The following is an 18904-nucleotide window of genomic DNA, read 5'->3' as shown; positions in this document are numbered from 1 at the left end:
CGCCCGCGAGTGGATGGCCGAGTACCACGGCGGTCTGAAGAAGTACAACGAGTACAAGACCGCGGACTCCGAGCACCTCCTGGAGACCACCGGCAAGGAACTGCGCAAGCTCATGTCATGGGTCAACGACGACAAGGCGTGACCCACCCCCGAAACGACCCCTGGGGTGCGCACCGTGACGGGCGCACCCCAGGGCCGAACTCACGCTGTGACAACCGATCCAGGGGATGCCGCCCCTAGGGCTCCCCTAGGGCGCGATGTTCCACTGCTGGGAGGTGTTGTCGAGCTGCTGCCACTGGCGGACGACGGTCCCGTTGGACGTGCCGCAGTCCTTCACGTCGAGCACATTGCCGCTGTAGACGTTGCTGATGGTGTAGTGGCTGCCGACCTTGGTGACGTCCCACTGCTGGCAGAGGTTGCCGAGGGCGGCCCACAGGTTGAGGGATGTGCCGTTGGACTGTCCGCAGTTCACGGAGTCCAGGACCGTCCCGCTGTTGACGTTGGTGATGGTGTAGTGGCCGTTGCCCGCGCCGGCGAACTTCCACTGCTGGCAGGTGTTGCCGAGCGAGGTCCACTGCTGGATCGAAGTGCCGTTGGCGGTGCCGCAGTTCGTGGCGTCGAGGACCTTGCCGCTGTTGACGTTGGTCAGCCGGTACGCGGTGCCGGTGACCGGGAAGGCGGCAGCCGGTTTCGTGTAGCCGACCGAGACGACATTGGCCTGTACGGCGTTGTCAGCGGCGTCCGTCGGATAGCCGGAGGTCATGACGCCCTCGAAGAAGGATCCGTCGGAACCGTTGCTGTTGTCACCGCCGGTGCCCAGGACGATGGCGCCCTCAAGGCTCATCGGGGTGTAGCCGCCGAGGTTGGGCAGGGCTCCGTTGTACCAGGTGGACAGGCTGCCCGACTGCGCGTTGCCACCCTTGATCGCATAGGTGGTCTTGCCGTTGTTCTTCTCAAGGGCGGTGACGAACTCGCTGGAGTTGCCCTTGTTGCTCGAGTTGGCTCCGTTTCCTCCGAAGAAGAGCCCGTTCTCCAGGTCCGCCTCGACCCAGGGGCCCGATCCGGCGCCGGAACACGAGAACCAGCACTCCGTACCGAAGTTGATCGCGTCCATGTGACCGTTGCCGGTGTCGTTGCCGGAGGTCTCCGCATTGCCGTAGTCGAAGCAGCAGCGGTTGTTCACATGGTGGCCGCTGGTCACCATGTACGCGCCCTCCGGGGAACTCCCCGTCGCTACGCCCGAGGTGCTGTTGTCGCGGTAGCCGACACCGGGCGACACGAAGACCCCGTAGACCGAGTGGCCGCCGGCCGTCACCGGGAGCGCGTTGGCGATCGCACCGACGTCCTGTCCGCCGTTGCCGCCGGGCCCCTCGATCGTGAGGTCGTTGTGCTTCGAACTCTGGTCGTAGATCTTGGTGATGATGCAGGTCGTGCCGGAACAGAACGTGTCCTGTGTCGCGGCGTTGGCGTAGCCGCCGGCGGTGAGCGTCCCGATGTTCGCGGTCGTGGAGTCCGACGCGCGCTTGACCTGGTAGAGCGATCCGCTGTACGCGGCGAAGAGCGCCCGCGTCGTGCTGTGCGCGGCGACACACGGGGTGCCGGCGGAGGCGTAGATGTCGCACGGGAGTGACGTCGCGGCCTGCGAGGGGGCAGCCGTTCCGATCAGGACCCCGGCAACCAGCGCGATGGTCGCGCCTGCGGAGAGAAGCAGCCCTCTCAGGCGGTGAAAACGCAAAGGACCGATCACCGTGAAACTCCGTTTCCTCATTGCCGAATGGCGGGAGGCCGCTTTATCAGCGCTGACAATTCTGGCGATCACTCAGCGTGCGTGCAGACATCCAGGGGTGCGGGCACTTTTGGCGGCGCGGCCATCACTATGGGTCCGGCGTGACATTGCGTCAAGATTTCCAACAGGTTCATTTGTGTGACTTGTGTGAGCGCTTACATCCCGTGCGGCCTCTAGGCGGCGCGCATTGCGCTTCGCGTCGCTGACCTGCGAGTCCTTGCGTCAGCGAGGGAAGTCGGAACGGATCGGCGTGTTCGGTATTTCGTCAACCGAGCACCGAGCCCAGAACGTGAACTCCCGTTGCCGATTCAGGGTCCACATACTTGACAGCGCCTTTGCCGGAGCTTTTTCATTCTTTGGACTCGAAAAGTGTTATCCGTTTCCCGGAAACAACACGGGGGGCCGGACCGCCGGTACCGGTAGTTCGTTGATTCCGGCGATGGCACGGGTTGCCGACAGGTCGGGCCGGCCGCAGGACGACGGCGAGGAAGCGGTTGGGAGCCCCCACGCGACCCGAGCAGCCGCCGTCGCAGTCGCCGCATCCGCCAAAAGCAAAAGCCCCAGGTCACGGCGAGTGAGTCCTGAGGCTTCCACAGAGCCGCCTTCGGGATTCGAACCCGAGACCTACGCATTACGAGGGCTCGCGGGGTCGTGGCGGCTGGTGCCGCATCATCACGTTGGATCCCGTTTCCCCTGATCAGCGACTTGCGGGCTCGTCGGTGCCTGCCGCTGAATCCACCTTGTGCCGCACCATCCGCTCACGCACCGCTCACGCACCGCCCGTTGGATGACCAGCAGCTTCCCGAGGAACTGCAGTCGCCACAGCACGAGGTTGCCACCATGGCGGCAACCAGTCGTCTCGACGACGAATGACCCATTCCCAATCCACTGAAGCCGCCCCTGCCCCAGCGAGCCCGCCCGATCCGCCGTGGAGAGTGCATGAACCTGCTCCGCTGCATGCCCGGGGCCGGGCAGCGCCGGTATCGCGCCTGGCGCGATACCGACACGCGGCTGCTCTCAAGCTGAGTACCGCGGTCTCGACCTTGGCGCCGGCACCCGCGTGGGTCAGTCGCCCAGTTGCGCGGCGAGCTGCGCCTCGATGGCCGGGTACAGCAGGGCCTGGTCGTCGTGGAGCGTGGACTTCACGTTGCGGCTCATCTCGTCGACGATGGCCTCGGGCCGGCCTGCCTCCAGCGCGTCCAGGGCACTGCGGGCCACGTCGGCCGGCGGGGTCTTGGGGACGTCGAAGCCGGCCTGCATGTCGGTGTCGACCGGTCCGACGTGGACGGCGACGACTTCAGTCCCCTGCGTCTTGAGCTGCTGCCTGGCGGCGTTGGTGTAGCTCCACGCGGCTGCCTTCGACCCGCCGTACGTTGCAGTCACGGGGTACGCCGCCCACGAGGCGACCGAGAGCATGTTGACGAAGGCGCCGCCGCCGTTGGCCGCTACGACCGGGGCGAACGCCTGCGTCATGGAGATGAGCCCGAAGTAGTTCACCTCCAACTCGCTGCGCGCCACGTCGAGCGACGCGGAGAGGGCAGGGTTGATGCTGGCGATACCGGCGTTGTTCACGACGATGGTGACATCGGTGAACTCGGCAGCGGCTGCGGCGACAGCGGCCGGGTCCGTGACGTCCAGCGCGACGGGCGTGAGCCGCGGGTCCGTGATGGTGGCGACATCGCGGACAGCCGCGTACACCTTGGTTGCACCGCGGGCGAGGAGCTCGTCTGCGAACGCCTTGCCGATGCCACGGTTGGCGCCGGTCACCAGAGCTACCGAACCTTCGATCTTCATGTCTGTCTCTTCTCGTCAGGTGGTTCTTGGGGGGGCACGCACAGGTGATGGAGCGTGCCCCACGGGTGCTGGTCAGGCCGGCCTCGGCGAGCGCGACTGCTGCCCGGGGGTATGACTTCCGCGCCGCCGAAGGTCGATGGCCGCGAAACTGTCGGCCGAGGCCGTGCCGTTCGCCCTTTGCGCGCGGCTGCTTACTCGTCGAGGAACTGAAGGGCGTGCTTCAAGAACCGCTCGGGGTACTGGAAATGCGCTGCGTGCCCGGCGTCGGAGTAGATCAGCAGCTGGGCGTTGGGGATGTTCTGGACGAGGTGCCAGGAGTTGATCGAGGCGATCATCACGTCGTTGGTGCCGTTGAGGACCAGGGTCGGCTGGGTGATCGCGTTCAGGAAGGCGTAGGGGTTCTCGCCGGGCAGCGGCTCCCCGTAGGCGGTGGCCGCTTCGAACTGCGCCTGCCCGACTGCGGGCGAGCTCGGCGGGTCCTGGTCGGCCCGCTGGTGGCGTCGCTCCCAGAAAGCCTTGCCCGCTTCGACCGCGGCCTCGGAGCGGCCGAAGAACAGGAAGAGGAAGTCCTCCAGGCCGGGGACCGGGTTCAGCGCCACCTCGGGCACCTTGGGGTCCATCGTCGGGTCCCCGCCGCGCAGGCCGGTGCCGATCAGGAGGAGCTTGCGCACCAGCTGGGGGTGGCGCAGCGCGACCTCCTGCACCTGCCAGCCGCCGATCGAGAAGCCGAGCAGATCGACCTGCTCCAGCCCCAGCGCCTGGATGACCGCGGCGATGTCGTCGGCCATGTCCTCCATCCGGTTGCGCGGCGTGCCGGACGAGGAGGCGATGCCGCGCCCGTTGAACAGGATGACCTCACGGCCTTCGGCCAGGCCGTCGGTGAGCAGGGGGTCCCAGTGGTCCATTCCCCCGCGGAAGTGCTGGACGAGGAAGATCGGGACGCCGGAGGGCTCGCCCCAGCGGCGGTAGGCGAACCGGTCGCCGTCGACCTCGACGTACTGGGTCGGGGCGGTCACATGCGTGTCGCTCATGGCCTGGGCCTTTCTGGAGGGGATGAGCAATACGATGACGTTCGTAATCTAAAAAGTCAACCTCTTAGATGTCGATCGACATCAATGTATGCTTGACCGTCGAGTGTCGACCGTGGAAGGGGAGGCCGGCCATGCGGGTGACCAGGGCACAGGCGGAGCAGAACCGTGCGCACATCGTCGCGACGGCCGCCAGGCTGTTCCGTGAGCGCGGCTATGACGGGGTCGGCGTGGCGGAACTGATGGCAGCCGCCGGGTTCACCCATGGCGGGTTCTACAAGCACTTCCGCTCCAAGGCAGACCTGATGGCCGAGGCGTCCGCGAGCGGGCTCGCGCAGACCGCGACCGGGGCAGAAGGTCTGGGCCCTGCCGAGTTCGTCGAGAGCTACGTCTCCCGGGAGCATCGCGACGGGCGCGGCGACGGTTGCACCATCGCGACCCTCAGCGGCGATGCCGCACGGCAGTCAGCGGACATCAAAACGGAGTTCGCGGCCGGCATCGAGAACCTGCTGACGGCCCTTCAAGCCCAGAGCGGCACACCGGAGGAAGCGGACCAGGACCAGCGCGCGTCCCGCGCCATGGTGATCGACATGCTCGCCCATTCGGTCGGCGCGGTCATGCTGTCGCGGGCATGCCCCGACGGTTCTCCGCTGGCAGACGAAATCCTCGACGTCTGCCGCAAGGAACTTCTCGCCTCACTGGCGCACGACAACAACGACCGGTTGGCGGCACAGAACCCAGAAGCCTGACCCCAGACGACTGACGCAGGCCCACCCCCCGAGGGTCAGACACTGGCGCGAAGGGGATTTTCGCGATGTGGTCACGTCCGGTCCTGCGGCGGGCTTCAGGGCACTTTCCGCTGCGGCAGGCGGCGCCGTTCGGGCCCTCATGGGGGACGGTCATGGGCCGTCAGGGCGGACCCGTCGTCGTCTCCACCTCTCGTCCGCAGGGGCGAGGATGCTCATCATCCCGGCTCCCCGAAGGGCGGGCGCCAGCGATTGCATTATGACCATGTTTCTAAGAGTCGGTCGGTGGACCCAACGAGCCCCACGGGGCGCCTCACCCGTGGGGGCGCGGGGTTAGCCGGTGAGCCCCTGCCGACCGGCCGAGCGGCCGCCTGTGAGGCCACGCGGGCGGCCAGCTTCTGGCGCAGGGAACTGGCGCGGCGGGATCAAGCGGTGCGCAGCTCAGGCACACGGGCGGGCTGCGGTGACGGGTGCGCTCCGGGAAGGTCAGTTCGGGGTTGTGGCGCAGTCGTGCTTGATGCCCAGGAGCGCGAGGGCGTTGTGGATGCCCTGTTCAAGGACTTGATCGGCGAGCTGCGGGTCGGCGAGGGCCCGGGAGAGCTGGAGTGTGCCGGCCATCATGGCGTACGAGCTGAGTGCCATGGGGCGGACCGAGAGCGGGTCATGGGGCGCCAGGCGCGCGGCGAGGCCGTCGGCGACCACCAGTACACCCTCGGTGTAAGCCTGCTTGGTCGGGTGCGTGCAGCGCCCTATCTCGTCGAGCAGGGCGGCGGAGGGGCAGCCGACGTCACGACTGTCGCGGTGCCAGGGAGACAGATACCAGCGCACGATCTGTTCGAGGCCGGCACGGCCCGGTTCCGCGTGCGCGACGATGGTCGCGTTCTGGGCCTGCAGCTGGTCGGCGATCGTGGCGGCCACCAGGTCGTCCTTGGACGTGAAATGGGTGTAGAAGGCGCCGTTGGTCAGCCCGGCGTCCCTCATGAGCGCCGTGATGCCCGAACCGTCAATGCCGTCCACCTTGAAGCGGCGGCCCGCCGTCTCGATGATCCGCTGCCTGGTCGCCTGCTTGTGCTCGCTCCTGTATCGCACCCCACACACCCCTCTGCGCGCCGGGAGGGCGGCACGCCCTCCAACGACTCCCCCGTATTAGATTGTGAACGTAATTCAATAACCGCGAACCTCGCGCCTCGAATCCTGAACCAGAACCAGGCATCCGCGCGGTCGGGGCGGGGCCACCTCTCGGCCCGTGGTTCCGATGGGCCGCTTCCGTCGTCGGCTCACGTGCGGTTCCGTGAGCGGCCACGCGACTTCCGCCTGCGGTGGGAGCCTCCCTGCATGCACGGTCACCCATGCATTGTATTGCGAACGTAAGTTAACTGTCTCGCGAGCGGAGCTGTGAGATGGATCCCGAGGTGATCCTCGGACGACTGGACGCCCCGCATCCCCGGGCGGAAGCCCCGGAGGATGCATCAGCACGGAGTCGATGTCCTGGCCGTCACCCGACGCCTACCGCCCGTCGGCCGACGTGCAGATCGTCCGCTGTCCGCCCCCGGGATCGGGCATCCACCCCTCATCCGCCGCGACCGGCGCCTCGTCGTCCGGCGGCGCAGATGAGCCCCTTCCGCCCTGGCGGTGCGCAGTGCTGTGCACTACCACCTCGACGGAACACGTCATTCCAAATCTTTGCGCCCCGTTTAAGCCATCCCCTTGCCCTCCAATAGAATTACGGTCATAATTCCACTGTCGGCGGGTCGTTCAGGGGCCTGGTGAACGGGGTTTTTGCTCTCTGGGCCTTCTCTGACCGTCAACTCCGGACTGCAGTCGCGGCCGGGAGACACACGGGAACCGCTCGGCGCCCACCTGCGAGGAAGCAGGGACCGGCGCGTACTAGCGGTAACCCTCACATCGAAGGGCACGACTGTGAACGCACGCGAAACACGAGGTGACGCGGTGACGTCGTACAAGAACGCGCAGACCCGCACCGTCACCGCCGACGGAGTGACCTACGCCTACCGCGACCTCGGCCCCCGCACCGGCATGCCGGTCATCTTCATCACCCACCTCGCCGCGGTCCTGGACAACTGGGACCCCCGGGTCGTCGACGGCATCGCCGCCAAGCACCGGGTGATCACCTTCGACAACAGGGGCGTGGGAGCCTCCACCGGCGTGATCCCGAAGACCATCCAGGAGATGGCCAAGGACGCCGTCACCTTCATCCGGGCGCTGGGCTTCGAGCAGGTGGACGTCCTCAGCTTCTCGATGGGCGGCATGATCGCCCAGGTGATCGCCCAGACCGAGCCGCAGCTCATCCGCAGGCTGATCCTCGCGGGCACCGGTCCGGCCGGCGGCGAGGGCATCAAGAACGTCACCCGGCTGTCCGACTACGACACCCTCCGGGCGCTGCTCACCTTCCAGGACCCGAAGCAGTTCCTCTTCTTCACCCGCACCCCGAACGGGATCCGGGCCGGCAAGGAGTTCCTGGCCCGCCTGAAGGAGCGCACCAAGGACCGCGACAAGGCCATCTCCCTCATCGGGTACAGGTACCAGCTCAAGGCCATCCACCGCTGGGGACTGGCCCAGCCGCAGGACCTGTCCGTCATCAAGATCCCCGTGCTCGTCGCCAACGGTGACAACGACAGAATGGTTCCGACGCCCAACTCGTACGACATGGACCGGCGACTGCCGAACTCCGAGCTGGTGATCTACCCCGACGGCGGACACGGCGGCATCTTCCAGTACCACGAGCAGTTCGTGCCGACGGCTCTCGAGTTCTTCGGCCGGCCGTAGGGCCGCGGCGTGATCGGCGCTCGGGCCGAGGATGCTGACTTAGAGCCGTGACGCCCGCCGGGCTCCACGGCTCTCGTCACTTGTCCCACGTCACTGACCTGCTCGCTTCTCGGTCATGCGGCGCCGAGGCGGTTGTCGTGCGGGATGGCGATGGAGAGACCGGTGTGGTCGACGTGCCGTCCGGGCGGCAGGCCGGGACCTGCGCTGCCGCCACGGCGTGCCGAATGCGCGCAGCGCCATCGGCGGTACGAGCGGAGGGCCGCCGCGTCGGTGTCGCTTCCGAGATGGCAGTTGCCCCGGGGCCACCCGCTCTCGCTGGCGGCGGAAGCGCGGGTGTACGGCACCGGCGTCGTGGCCTTTTGTCAGGTGGTCACCCAGCCGGTATTGACGGGTACCGCGCCAAGGCGAGGATGTTCTCGATTCCCCGCTCGAGGACCTCGTCGGAGAACTTCCGGTCGGAGAGCGCGCGGGACAGCTGCAGTGTGCCCACCGCCATGGTGTAGAGCCCGATGGCCTGACCGCGGGCGGACTGCGGATCCCCGGGCGTCAGGCGGGCGGCGAGCTCGTCCAGGATGGCCCTGGCGCCGTCGGTGTAGGCGTCCTTGGTCGCGTCACCGCAGCGGCCGATCTCGTCCAGCAGGGCTGCGGACGGGCAGCCGTCGCCGGGGTTGTCCCGGTGCTCGGGTGACAGATACGCGCGGATGAGATCCTCAAGCCCCTCGCGGCCGGGCCGCAGCGCGTCGTACTGCTTCACCTGCGTGCGCAGCTGCTCGGCGACGACGTGGGCGACGAGGTCGTCCTTGGACTCGAAGTGGGCATAGAACGCTCCGTTGGTGAGCCCGGCGTCCGACATCAGCGTGGAGATGCCGGAACCGTCGATGCCGTCCTGCTTGAACCGGTGACCGGCGGTCTCGATGATCCGCTGCCGCGTCACCCGCTTGTGCTCCTTGGTGTAGCGCGCCACAGGGTTCCTCCCTCAACTCCGCCGATCCCTTGCCTCGTATCCCATCTTAATCTGTGATCTGACACATGTAATATTACGATCGACAGATCATCTTAGAAAAGGCTCCCGCCGCGCCCTCGTCATGGGAAGTGCGCCGAGCCCCCGTCCGGTGCGGTGAGTCCGACTTCGGAGCCGCAGGGCGGGACCTCGTTGTCATCGCCGGCACAACGCTCGCGTCACGAGCGCATGTTCACCACTGCATGGCTGTGGCGTGCGTACGCCGAAGCGCCCGACGCGACTCCCCCAGACACTGGGCGTTCCGGTCAGGCGGTGCGGGTGGGGTAGTCGGTGCAGCCGGCCGCGCCAGCGCCGTAGAAGGTGGCGGGGTCGGGGGCGTTCAGGGGTGCGCCCGCCTGTACGCGCTCGACCAGGTCGGGGATGGCGAGTGCCATCGAGCCCACCGTGATGACGTCGGCGACGCCGTTCTCGATGCCCTTGGCTCGGGTGGCGATGTCTGTACCGCCGCGGTTGAGGATCAGCGTGTGGGGCCGCAACTCGCGCAGCGCGCCCAGGAGTTCCTCGTCGCCGCCGTGGGCGAGGTGCAGGTAGGCGAGGTCGAGGGGGGCAAGGGCGCGTACGAGGTGCGCGTACAGCTCGTGGGTGTCGTCCTCCGCGAGGTCGCCGAGCTGGAACTGGATCGGGGCGGGCATGCCCTTGCAGGCGATCAGGGCGTCGAAGCCGATCCCGTCGAGCAACTCACGGCTGCGTTTGCTGTCACACCCGCGACCGATACTGGTCCCGGCACACCGATGTATGACGTGCATAATTTTACGGTCCAGGGTGACATGCTTGATCATCCTGCCGAGCATCCGCCGCGGCGGCACGGCTCGTTGCCAGTGGGCCTCGGAAGGTGCGCCGGTAGGCCAGTGGTGTGACGCCGATAGCGGCGTGCAGGTGTTCGCGCAGCGAGGTGCCGCCGGCGAAGCCGACCTGGCCGGCGATCTCGTCGACCGGCAGGTCGGTGGATTCCAGCAACTGCCGGGCCCGGTCGACGCGTTGCTGGATGAGCCAGCGTCCGGGGGTCAAGCCGACTTCTTCTTTGAAGCGGCGGGCGAAGGTGCGCTGGCTCATGTTCGACTGCTCTGCAAGGTCGCTCAGGGTCAGAGACTTGTGCAGGTTCTGCAGCGCCCACTGCCGGGCGGCGGACGTGTCGTTCGCCGTTGCGTCGGGGACCGGGCGTTCGATGTACTGCGCCTGGCCTCCGTCGCGCCACGGGGGGACGACGCAGGTGCGGGCCACACGGTTGGCGATCTCGCTGCCGTGGTCCTTGCGGACAAGGTGCAGGCAGACATCGATGCCGGCAGCGGCACCGGCCGAGGTCAGCACGTCGCCTTCGTCGATGAACAGGACGTTCGGGTCGAGTTCCACCTGCGGGTACCACTCCCGGAAGAGGCCCGTGGCGTGCCAGTGCGTGGTGGCCCGGTGCCCGTCGAGCAGCCCCGCCGCGGCCAGCACGAAGGCGCCGGTGCAGGTGGACACGATCCGGGTGCCGGGGGCCACGTACGCGAGGACCTGCGCCAGGTCGACCGACGTTTGACGGCGGGGGTTGCCGGTGTGGAACGGTGGGATGATGACGGTGTCGGCGGTCCGCAACGCCTCCGGGCCATGCTCGACGGTGATGGAGTAGTCCGCGTTGGTGCGCACCGGGTGACCGTCGATGGTGCAGGTCACGACCTCGTAGCGGCCGTCCGCGGCGCCGAAGACGCGGTGGGGAATGCCCAGGTCGAACGGGTACACCCCGTGCGAGGCGAGGACAACGACGCGGTGCACCTTGATCACGGCAGTATCCCGTCGAAAATTGGCGATCACGCGATTGTAGTGGCCTGTGACGGCGGCCAAGCTGGGCCCATGACGGACACCGAGACCATGCGAGTCATCAGCCAGAACACCTACGGCGCCCCCGACGTGCTACAGGAGACCCTGATGCCCAAACCGGCGCCAGGGGTGAGCGAGATCCTGGTCGCCGTCCACGCGGCCGGGGTCAACCCGACCGACTGGGGGAACCGTGCCCGGTCCGCGACCATCGCCCGGATGCCGCTGGTGCTCGGCTGGGACGTCTCCGGCGTCGTCGAGGCCGTCGGCGTGGGCGTCACCCTGTTCAAGCCCGGCGACGAGGTCTTCGGCATGCTGCCCTACCCGGGCGGAGTCGGCTCGCACGCCGAGTACGTGACCGGGCCGGCCCGCGTCTTCACGCACAAGCCCGCCGGCATCGACCACGTCCAGGCCGGTGCGCTGCCGCTGGCCGCGCTGACCGCCTACCAGGCACTGGTCGACACCGCCGACGTCCGGGCCGGGCAGCGAGTCCTGATCCACGCGGCGGCCGGCGGCGTCGGTCACCTCGCCGTGCAGATCGCCAAGGCCCGCGGCGCGTACGTGATCGGCACCGCCAGCGCCGCCAAACACGACTTCCTGCGATCGCTCGGTGCCGACGAGGTCATCGACTACCACAGCGTGGACTTCACCGAGGCGCTCGGCGACATCGACGTGGTCCTCGATCCGGTCTCCGTTGACTCCGCCGCCCGTGCCCGGTCCGTGGCCGTGCTGCGCCCGGGCGGCACCCTCGTCTCGATCCTTCCGGTACCCGTCGACGCCGGCGAACTGGCGGCGATCGCCGAGCGGGGGATCCGCTACGAGTCGCTGCTGGTCGAGGCCGACCAGGCCGGCATGCAGGCCATCGCCGCCCTCGTCGAGACCGGCGCACTGCGCGCCCACATCGAGGCCACCTTCCCGCTCGCCGAGGCCGCGAAGGCGCACGCGCTCGGCGAGACCGGCCGCACCACCGGCAAGATCGTGCTGACCGTACGAGACAGCAAAGCGCAGATTGCCAGCCAACTGCTGCATGACGTGTTCGTCCTCGGCGACACGGCCATCGTCGATCGGGTCGTGTCGCCCGATTCCTACATCCAGCACAACCCCCTGGCGCCCGACGGAGCCGACGCCCTCAAGGGCTTCAGCGGCGCCATGCGACAGCAGTTCCCGCAGGCCGCCTTCGAACCCCGCCGGAGCATCACCGACGGCGATCTGGTGCTGCTGCACGCCCGCTACGTCATGGTGCCGGGCACCGAGGGTCTGGCCGTGTTCGACCTGTTCCGCTTCGAGGACGGCAAGATCGCCGAGCACTGGGACATCATTCAGGAAGTGCCCGCCACCACGGCCAGCGGCAACGACATGTTCGCCACGCTCAGCGAGCCGCGGACCGAGGCGGTCGGGCAGCGCTGGTTCACCGCCTACAACAAGCGACTCGTCACCGAATTCTTCGACCAGTTGCTGGTCCGCAAGGATCTGACCGCCATCGACACCTACCTGGGCACCGAGTATCACCAGCACAACCCGCTCCTCTCCGACGGCGCGGACGGCGCGAAAGCCGGCTTGGGCGGGTACTTCGAGCGGTCGCCGCAGCTGAGCGTGACACGGAAACGGGTCATTGCCGAGGGGGATCTGGTCGCCGTGCACAGTCACCAGGTCGACGCACCGGGCGAGCGTGGCCGGTCGGTCCTCGACCTCTTCCGGGTCAGGGGCGGAAAGATCGTCGAGCACTGGGACTCCGCGCAGGACGTGCCCGAGACCGCCGCCAACGACAACACGATGTTCTGACAGCCGCCGGGGTCGGGGTCGGGGCGAATCGTGTCCAGCCCCATAAGAGCGACCGGCATCAGGCCATCAGCGTGGCGATCCCCGAACCGTCGATCCCGTCGCTCTTGAACCGACGCCCAGCCGTCTCGATGATCCGCCGCCGCGTCTCGTGCTTGCGCTCTCGCCCGTATCGCGCCCCGCACCCTCCTTCACTCGTCCAGTCGGCCGCCGGCCGCCGCCTCCGGGCCCCCAGTGAGCGTGCGCCCATATTTTAACTTTCACTGACCCTCGCCGACTGGCTCACCTCACCCTATTGCCGTACGATCGTAATGCAAAAGGCTGTACGGCACACCAGCACTGTCGCATCACCGAATCAGCTGGGCACGACGAGCATGCCCAACACAGACAGGAGTGTCATCATGGGAATCAGTCCGCAGGCGCAGCAGTTCGCGCAGTTCCTGGACGACGTGCGCACCAAGTGGATGACGCCGGGCCTGGACCTGGGCGTCGTGCGCGACATCGCCGAGACACACCACCTGGCGGCTACCGAACCGGAAGGCGTCACCTACGCCGAGGTCGACGCCAACGGCGTCCCCGCCCTCTGGGCCATCCCCGCCGCGGCCGCCCCCGACAAGGCGCTGCTGCACTTCCACTTCGGCGGCTCAGTCACCGCCTCCATGCATTCGGACCGCAAGGCCGCCGGGCACATCGCGAAAGCCGCCGGGATCCGCTCGCTCGTCGTGGACTTCCGCCATGCCCCCGAACACCCCTACCCGGCACAGATCGACGACGTCGAGACCGCCTACCGATGGCTGCTCGAGCAGGGCTACGAGCCGCAGAACATCGGCAGCACCGGCCACTCCATCGGCGGCACCCTCGCCGTCATGCTGCCCCTGCGGCTGCTCGCCAAGGGCGAGCCCACCCCCGGCGTGATCGTCAGCATCTCGCCATTGGCCGACTTCACGCTCACCAACCCCAAGGTGGATGAGAACGAGGAACACGACAAGATGCTCAGCCGCAACATCCTCGAGCAGATGCGGGGAGCGTATGTGCAGGACCCGGACCTGGACTTCGCCGACCCGAAGCTCAGCATCATCAACGCCGACCTGACCGGCCTCCCGCCCACCGTCGTGCACTACGGCGCGTACGAGACCCTCGCCGGCGACGGCGCCGCGCTCGCCGAACGGCTCACCGAATTCAAGGTCACCTCCGAGGTCCACCCGCTGCCCGAGGGACAGCACTCCTTCATCCTCGGCGCCGGACGCGTGCCCGAGGTCGACCAGGCGATCGAGCAGATGGGCCAGTGGCTGCGCCGGCATCTCGGTGTCTGAGTACCACTTAGCTCGTCACCGTCCGGCGATCTTCCGGATTCCATGCCGAGCCGGCCGTATCCGGCGTCACGCTTCCCACCAACCGCAGGTGGATCGTGGCGCCGGGTACGGCCCCACCACCCGTACAGCGGCGTGATCGTCACATCAGCGCCCGACCGGCGCCCTCACTCACGGAGGAGATCTCGCGACTCAGCTCGGCGGCCTGATCGCCCTGGTCACCGGCGTGAACCGGGGCCTCGGCCGCGAATTCGTCCGGCAACTGCTCGACCGCACGGCTGCCGGGTCCGTGACGTCCAGCGCGACGGGCGTGAGCCGCGGGTCCGTGATGGAGGCGACATCGCGGACAGCCGCGTACACCTTGCGCTTCCAGAAAGCCCGGCCCGCTTCGACGGCGGCCTCGGAGCGGCCGAAGAACAGGAAGAGGAAGTCCTCCAGGCCGGGGACCGGGTTCAGCGCCACCTCGGGCACCTTGGGGTCCATCGTCGGGTCCCCGCCGCGCAGGCCGGTGCCGATCAGGAGGAGCTTGCGCACCAGCTGGGGGTGGCGCAGCGCGACCTCCTCCGCCTGCCAGCCGCCGATCGAGAAGCCGAGCAGATCGACCTGCTCCAGCCCCAGCGCCCGGATGACCGCGGCAATGTCGTCGGCCATGTCCTCCATCCGGTTGCGCGGCGTGCCGGATGACGAGGCGATGCCGCCCCCACGGAAGTGCTGGACGAGGAAGATCGGGACGCCGGAGGGCTTGCCCCAGCGTCGGTAGGCGAACCGGTCGCCGTCGACCTCGACGTACGACAAGGGAGATTGCCCGCCGATCGTAATATTACGTATGTAAGACCATGGATTAGGCTTGGGTACGAGGCAACGGCCTCACCGAACCACTGGAGGTAGCTCGTGGCGCGCTACGCCAAGGAGCACAAGCAGGCGACCCGGCAACGGATTATCGAGAACGCCGGCCAGCGGTTCAAGCGGGACGGCATAGGCGGCTCGAGCATCTCCACGCTGATGGCGGACGCCGGGCTCACCAACGGAGCCTTCTACGCCCACTTCGCGTCCAAGGACGACCTCGTCGCGCATGTCGTGGCCGACCAACTGCGCACGCAGGTCGCCACGTACGACATCCTGCGGCCCGGGCGCCCGGGAATCGAGGACTTCATTCGCGGATATCTGTCATCCGAGCACCGCGATCATCCCGGCACCGGATGCCCCTCCGCCGCCCTGCTCGACGAGCTGGGCCGCTGCGGAGACGAGACCAAGCAGGCTTACACCGACGGCGCGCGGGACCTCCTGGGCGAGCTCGCCGCCCACCTGGCGCCCGAGGATCCGCCATCCGCTCGCGGCAAGGCCCTTGGGCTCTACGCCATACTGGTGGGAACACTGCGACTCTCCCGCGCTCTCTCCGACCGGAAGTTCGCAGATGACGTCCTCGAGCAGGGAATCGAGAACGCCCTCGCCTTCATGGGCTGAGGAGAACGGCCCACGGCATCGCCACCCGCCTGGCGCCCGAGGATCCGCTCGCGGTCCGCACCAAGACGCTCACAGGATGTGCAGGAGATCGTCGTCTCCGCCATGGAAGAGGTCAGGTAGGCGAGGTTGCCAGGGGAAAGGGCGCGCACAAGTGCCGGGCACAGCTCGGGGGGCGCCCTCCGCTATGCCGTTGAATGCCGTACCGATCCCTGATGCACACCGACTCGGTGGCACGCGACCGGTGATCAGGGCCCGACGCAAACGCGGCGGGCCCTTCGGTGCCCCGCGCCCCCTCCCGGCGTCCGAGGAGGGCGACGGTGCGATAGGCCGACCTGCCAGGAAGACCCGCGGTGGGCCAGGGGGGTGGGTGCTCCTCAGGGAAGCTGCGGGTAGAGCACCGAGACGCCCCCGGCAAGTGCTGCCTGCGCCTGCCGGGCCGCGTTGTCGGCGAGGATCTCGTAGGCACCGGCGGCGATGCCGTCCACGGCGATGCGCGCGATGTCGGCCGGGTCGGACTTGGCCGCGTCGACGGTACGGACCATGTCGGTGTCCATGTAGCCCACGTGCAGGCCGGCCACCCGGATGCCCTGGTCGGCGAGCTGCACGCGCAGGCTGTTGGTGAGCGACCACTCCGCGGACTTGGCGGCGCAGTAGGCGCCGAGCTCCGGGAAGCTGACCCAGGACAGGCCGGACAGGACGTTCAGCATGGCTCCGCCGCCGTTGGCCGCGATCTGGGGTGCGAAGGCGCGGGCCACCGTCAGGGTGCCGAGGAAGTGGGTGTTCATCTCCAGGCGGATGTCGTCGAGGTCGGCGGTCAGCAGGTCGGCGCCGGTGGAGGACCCCGCGTTGTTGACCAGGACGGTCACGTCGCCGGTGGCTTTGGCGGCGGCCGCGACGGAGGCGGGGTCGGTGATGTCGAGTGCGATCGGCTTGGCGCCGGGCAGGTCGACCCGGTCGGGATTGCGGGCGCCCGCATAGACGGTGGCGCCGCGGCTGAGCAGTTCGGCGGCGAGGGCCCGGCCGAAGCCCCGATTCGCTCCGGTGACAAGGGCAGTGCTGGCGGAGAGGTCCATGAAGGTTCCCGGTGAAGTGGAGAGAGGAGATGACCAGAGCGCTGACGGCATGGCATGACGCGACCCAGATCCATTAGATTACGATCGTAAGAATAAGCAGGCCGAGTCAGTGATCGCAACCGATCAGCCCAGTGAAGGATGCCGAGCCGGGCCTCTTGCCGGAGCACCGTCAAGGAGCGAATCGATGCGGGCAAGGCCAAGTACTTCGGCCTGAGCGAGACCGGCCCGCAGACCATCCGCAGGGCGCAGGCGGTGCAGCCGGTCTCCGTCCTGCAGGCCGAGTACTCCCTGTTCGAGCAGGACGTTGAGCAGCTCTTCCCGGGCCTCGACTAACTGGGCGTCGGCTTCGTCGCCTACTCACCTCTCGGCCGCGGCTTCAGCACCGCCAAACCCGCCGGCGAATGCGACGTCACCGACATGCGCAACGTCGACCCCCGCCCGGCGCATCACTGCGGGGAGCTGCGCGACCGTGAGGGTCGCCATGGCGCGGTCCACCTCCTCCTCGGTGACCAGTAAGACCAAGGACAGGTCGGCAAGGGTCGAGCGGCGGGCCTTCGAGGAAGCGGCGAACGGCCGGACGGCTGCGGAGCGGGCTTGTGGCTCCATGGGTTCGGGCGGGTGGCGCGGTAACGCTCATCAGGCCCTCGTTTCACCTTCGGGTGGCGCAATGGGCCCGTCGGCAGGCACGGGGAGATATGCGGATTGGCGTCTGCCGACGGGGGTCTGGGCAGGCGCGCGGCTCTTCGTCTGCCCCAGGCGCTTGAGGTCCGCGAGCTTGGCTGCGGCATCCTCCGCAGCGTCGGTGCCGACCTGACGGGCGGCTGGGGGGAGCCCTTCGTCCTTGGCGACGCCGATCCCAGCGCCTACCGCACCGATGAGGTCGAACAACTCGTCGTCGTCCAGGTCCTGTGGTTTCTGTTCCTCGGTCGCCAAGGCACCTCTCTTCTTCTCGTGGTCGGGGCGGCCCCGCCCCTGCCGCGACCTGTCCTTCTGTGGTCTTGGAGGAGCCTCCGGTTCGAACGGCAGGGCGGGGGGCGAGGGGCGCGCCCATGGCTCGGCTGTCCAGCTACGCGACCTGGGCGGGCGGTCTGTCGAGTGGCGCGCTGGTGGGCCACTGGGTGATGGGGCGAGGCGGTGCGGGATCGGGCCTCCGGGGGCGCGATCGGCGGACGGCTCGCTCACTCCTCGTGTAGTGGAGCTGTTCAAGCCTGAAGACGCACCACTGGCAGGCTTGGAGGGGGAAGGTCTCGCCTGCCACGGTGATATCGCCGATCTCCGTCACGGGCAGTCCGGTCCGCTCGCACCTGAAGCAGCTCCCGCCTTGCCAGTCGAACCGGCTCCACAGCTCTTCGGGCTACAGTCCCATTCCGGCTCCTCCTCCGCGAGGTGGGGCAGGGGCGTTCCGCCGACTAGGGGCACGAAGCGCACCGGACGGGCATGCCAGATGAACGTGTAGCGTCCGGCCGAGAGGGGCAGCGTGAACTCCTCGCCGTTCTTCAGGGCTTCGGCAGGCTCGCGCCATCCGTCGGAGAGCCAGTCCCAGACGTAGCCAACCACCGACGCGTCGATGGCCGAGGCGATGACACGCATCTGGATGCGAGCCCAGCGGATCGCGCGGTCCGGCGTGGACATGGCCGCGAGCGCGAGCTGCTGACCGTCCTCCTGGCGCCACTCGCACCAGAACCCCGACTTGGGCACCACCGGTTCCGGTACGGCGAGAGCGCACCACGTGAGTGTGCCGTCCTCACTGGTCCCCCAGTCCTCGGCGAGCGCCTCGACGATCAGCATGCCGCGACCGCTCTCCTCGTCGGCCGCCGGTCTCTTCACCCGCGGCCGGCTCGGAGTTCCGTCAGCCACCTCGATGCGGACCTCGCCCCGCCAGTACGAGACGGAGAAGCTGACGTCCTCCGCCTCGCCGTACCGGACGGCGTTGGTGACCAACTCGCTGATGAGCAGGCTGGCTGTGTCGATGCAGGAGCCGATCCCCCACAGCCGGAGATGAGCGGCACTGATCCGGCGCAGTTGCCCTACTCGCTGCGGTGCGCGCGTGCAGGAGACGACGAAGCGAACTGGCTGGTCCATGTCTCTCCCCGGACCGTGTACCTGCGGAACCCTTCCCTGCGGCGGAACAGCACTGGCTAAGCCGCCGGAAGCGCTCCGTAATCTGCCGCGTGTCGCCTCGAGAGCGGTTGCACTCCGCAAGGCAAGAGCCATCGCTGTCCTCCGCACGTCACGGGCAGGAAGGTTGCTTCCGGCGCGCTGCACCTCAGGCGCGTCCGCCGGCTTCCCTTGGTTGCTCAGGTTTGGAGACGACCGTAGGAC

The 18904-nt window shown here is 68.1% G+C and carries 18 protein-coding genes and 2 pseudogenes; 8 read left to right on the top strand and 12 right to left on the bottom strand.

Annotated elements, in window-relative coordinates; genetic code table 11:
- Window positions 1-142, top strand: a pseudogene (locus tag ACN6LB_RS29055) (ketol-acid reductoisomerase); the annotation flags it as partial.
- Window positions 143-247: 105 nt separating this feature from the next.
- Here ACN6LB_RS29055 and ACN6LB_RS29050 read toward each other — a convergent pair.
- The 3 genes from ACN6LB_RS29050 to ACN6LB_RS29040 all read right to left on the bottom strand — a co-directional run bounded on the left by ACN6LB_RS29050 (window position 248) and on the right by ACN6LB_RS29040 (window position 4611).
- A complete protein-coding gene (locus ACN6LB_RS29050) occupies window positions 248-1747 on the bottom strand; it encodes an arabinofuranosidase catalytic domain-containing protein (RefSeq protein WP_445028467.1) in 1500 nt (499 codons plus the stop codon).
- A 1104-nt stretch (window positions 1748-2851) separates the two neighbouring features.
- The gene (locus tag ACN6LB_RS29045) at window positions 2852-3580 is read right to left on the bottom strand and encodes an SDR family oxidoreductase (RefSeq protein ID WP_445028466.1); all 729 of its coding nucleotides are present in this window, start codon (window positions 3578-3580) and stop codon (window positions 2852-2854) included.
- A gap of 191 nt (window positions 3581-3771) precedes the next feature.
- Window positions 3772-4611: an alpha/beta fold hydrolase gene (locus ACN6LB_RS29040; protein ID WP_445028465.1), complete on the bottom strand. Its 840-nt coding sequence runs from the start codon at window positions 4609-4611 to the stop codon at window positions 3772-3774.
- 131 nt (window positions 4612-4742) lie between these two features.
- On the opposite strand from ACN6LB_RS29040, the gene ACN6LB_RS29035 reads away from it, so the two are divergent.
- Window positions 4743-5357, top strand: a complete 615-nt coding sequence (locus ACN6LB_RS29035; protein ID WP_445028464.1) for a TetR/AcrR family transcriptional regulator — start codon at window positions 4743-4745, stop codon at window positions 5355-5357.
- A gap of 483 nt (window positions 5358-5840) precedes the next feature.
- On the opposite strand, the gene ACN6LB_RS29030 is transcribed toward ACN6LB_RS29035, so the two are convergent.
- Window positions 5841-6443 carry a TetR/AcrR family transcriptional regulator gene (locus ACN6LB_RS29030; protein WP_445028463.1) on the bottom strand — a complete coding sequence of 201 codons (603 nt, stop codon included), beginning with the start codon at window positions 6441-6443 and terminating at the stop codon, window positions 5841-5843.
- A gap of 861 nt (window positions 6444-7304) precedes the next feature.
- On the opposite strand from ACN6LB_RS29030, the gene ACN6LB_RS29025 reads away from it, so the two are divergent.
- A complete protein-coding gene (locus ACN6LB_RS29025; RefSeq protein WP_445028462.1) occupies window positions 7305-8141 on the top strand; it encodes an alpha/beta fold hydrolase in 837 nt (278 codons plus the stop codon).
- Window positions 8142-8511: 370 nt separating this feature from the next.
- Here the strand turns inward: ACN6LB_RS29025 and ACN6LB_RS29020 are convergent, their stop codons facing one another.
- From ACN6LB_RS29020 to ACN6LB_RS29010, 3 genes are all read right to left on the bottom strand, one after another.
- Window positions 8512-9105 carry a TetR/AcrR family transcriptional regulator gene (locus tag ACN6LB_RS29020; RefSeq protein WP_445028461.1) on the bottom strand — a complete coding sequence of 198 codons (594 nt, stop codon included), beginning with the start codon at window positions 9103-9105 and terminating at the stop codon, window positions 8512-8514.
- A 302-nt stretch (window positions 9106-9407) separates the two neighbouring features.
- Window positions 9408-9839, bottom strand: a complete 432-nt coding sequence (locus ACN6LB_RS29015) for a hypothetical protein (protein WP_445028460.1) — start codon at window positions 9837-9839, stop codon at window positions 9408-9410.
- Window positions 9840-9912: 73 nt separating this feature from the next.
- Window positions 9913-10923, bottom strand: coding sequence for a GlxA family transcriptional regulator (locus tag ACN6LB_RS29010; RefSeq protein ID WP_445028459.1), 1011 nt, complete (start codon window positions 10921-10923; stop codon window positions 9913-9915).
- A gap of 87 nt (window positions 10924-11010) precedes the next feature.
- On the opposite strand from ACN6LB_RS29010, the pseudogene ACN6LB_RS29005 reads away from it, so the two are divergent.
- From ACN6LB_RS29005 to ACN6LB_RS28995, 3 genes and pseudogenes are all read left to right on the top strand, one after another.
- Window positions 11011-11946: pseudogene (locus tag ACN6LB_RS29005) on the top strand (NADP-dependent oxidoreductase); the annotation flags it as partial.
- Window positions 11935-12738 (top strand): nuclear transport factor 2 family protein, encoded by an 804-nt coding sequence (locus ACN6LB_RS29000; protein ID WP_445028469.1) that lies wholly within the window; start codon window positions 11935-11937, stop codon window positions 12736-12738. The pseudogene ACN6LB_RS29005 and the gene ACN6LB_RS29000, both read left to right, overlap by 12 nt.
- Before the next feature lie 398 nt (window positions 12739-13136).
- Window positions 13137-14048: an alpha/beta hydrolase gene (locus ACN6LB_RS28995; RefSeq protein ID WP_445028458.1), complete on the top strand. Its 912-nt coding sequence runs from the start codon at window positions 13137-13139 to the stop codon at window positions 14046-14048.
- A gap of 189 nt (window positions 14049-14237) precedes the next feature.
- Here the strand turns inward: ACN6LB_RS28995 and ACN6LB_RS28990 are convergent, their stop codons facing one another.
- Window positions 14238-14840: an alpha/beta fold hydrolase gene (locus tag ACN6LB_RS28990; protein WP_445028457.1), complete on the bottom strand. Its 603-nt coding sequence runs from the start codon at window positions 14838-14840 to the stop codon at window positions 14238-14240.
- Window positions 14841-14936: 96 nt separating this feature from the next.
- Here ACN6LB_RS28990 and ACN6LB_RS28985 point away from each other — a divergent pair, with 96 nt between their 5' ends.
- Complete coding sequence (locus ACN6LB_RS28985) at window positions 14937-15509, top strand: TetR/AcrR family transcriptional regulator (protein ID WP_445028456.1); 573 nt, start codon at window positions 14937-14939, stop codon at window positions 15507-15509.
- A gap of 374 nt (window positions 15510-15883) precedes the next feature.
- On the opposite strand, the gene ACN6LB_RS28980 is transcribed toward ACN6LB_RS28985, so the two are convergent.
- Window positions 15884-16582 carry an SDR family oxidoreductase gene (locus ACN6LB_RS28980; RefSeq protein WP_445028455.1) on the bottom strand — a complete coding sequence of 233 codons (699 nt, stop codon included), beginning with the start codon at window positions 16580-16582 and terminating at the stop codon, window positions 15884-15886.
- Window positions 16583-16720: 138 nt separating this feature from the next.
- On the opposite strand from ACN6LB_RS28980, the gene ACN6LB_RS28975 reads away from it, so the two are divergent.
- Window positions 16721-16915, top strand: a complete 195-nt coding sequence (locus ACN6LB_RS28975) for an aldo/keto reductase (RefSeq protein ID WP_445028454.1) — start codon at window positions 16721-16723, stop codon at window positions 16913-16915.
- 24 nt (window positions 16916-16939) lie between these two features.
- Here the strand turns inward: ACN6LB_RS28975 and ACN6LB_RS28970 are convergent, their stop codons facing one another.
- From ACN6LB_RS28970 to ACN6LB_RS28960, 3 genes are all read right to left on the bottom strand, one after another.
- Entirely contained in the window at window positions 16940-17188 is a 249-nt protein-coding gene (locus ACN6LB_RS28970; protein WP_445028453.1) for a hypothetical protein, read from the bottom strand.
- A gap of 30 nt (window positions 17189-17218) precedes the next feature.
- The gene (locus tag ACN6LB_RS28965; RefSeq protein ID WP_445028452.1) at window positions 17219-17515 is read right to left on the bottom strand and encodes a hypothetical protein; all 297 of its coding nucleotides are present in this window, start codon (window positions 17513-17515) and stop codon (window positions 17219-17221) included.
- Between the two features lie 345 nt (window positions 17516-17860).
- Window positions 17861-18664 carry an ATP-binding protein gene (locus tag ACN6LB_RS28960; RefSeq protein WP_445028451.1) on the bottom strand — a complete coding sequence of 268 codons (804 nt, stop codon included), beginning with the start codon at window positions 18662-18664 and terminating at the stop codon, window positions 17861-17863.
- Window positions 18665-18904 lie beyond the last annotated feature (240 nt).

Source organism: Streptomyces sp. SAS_270 (assembly GCF_052543295.1).
This window is presented reverse-complemented; position numbering and strand designations above follow the sequence as displayed.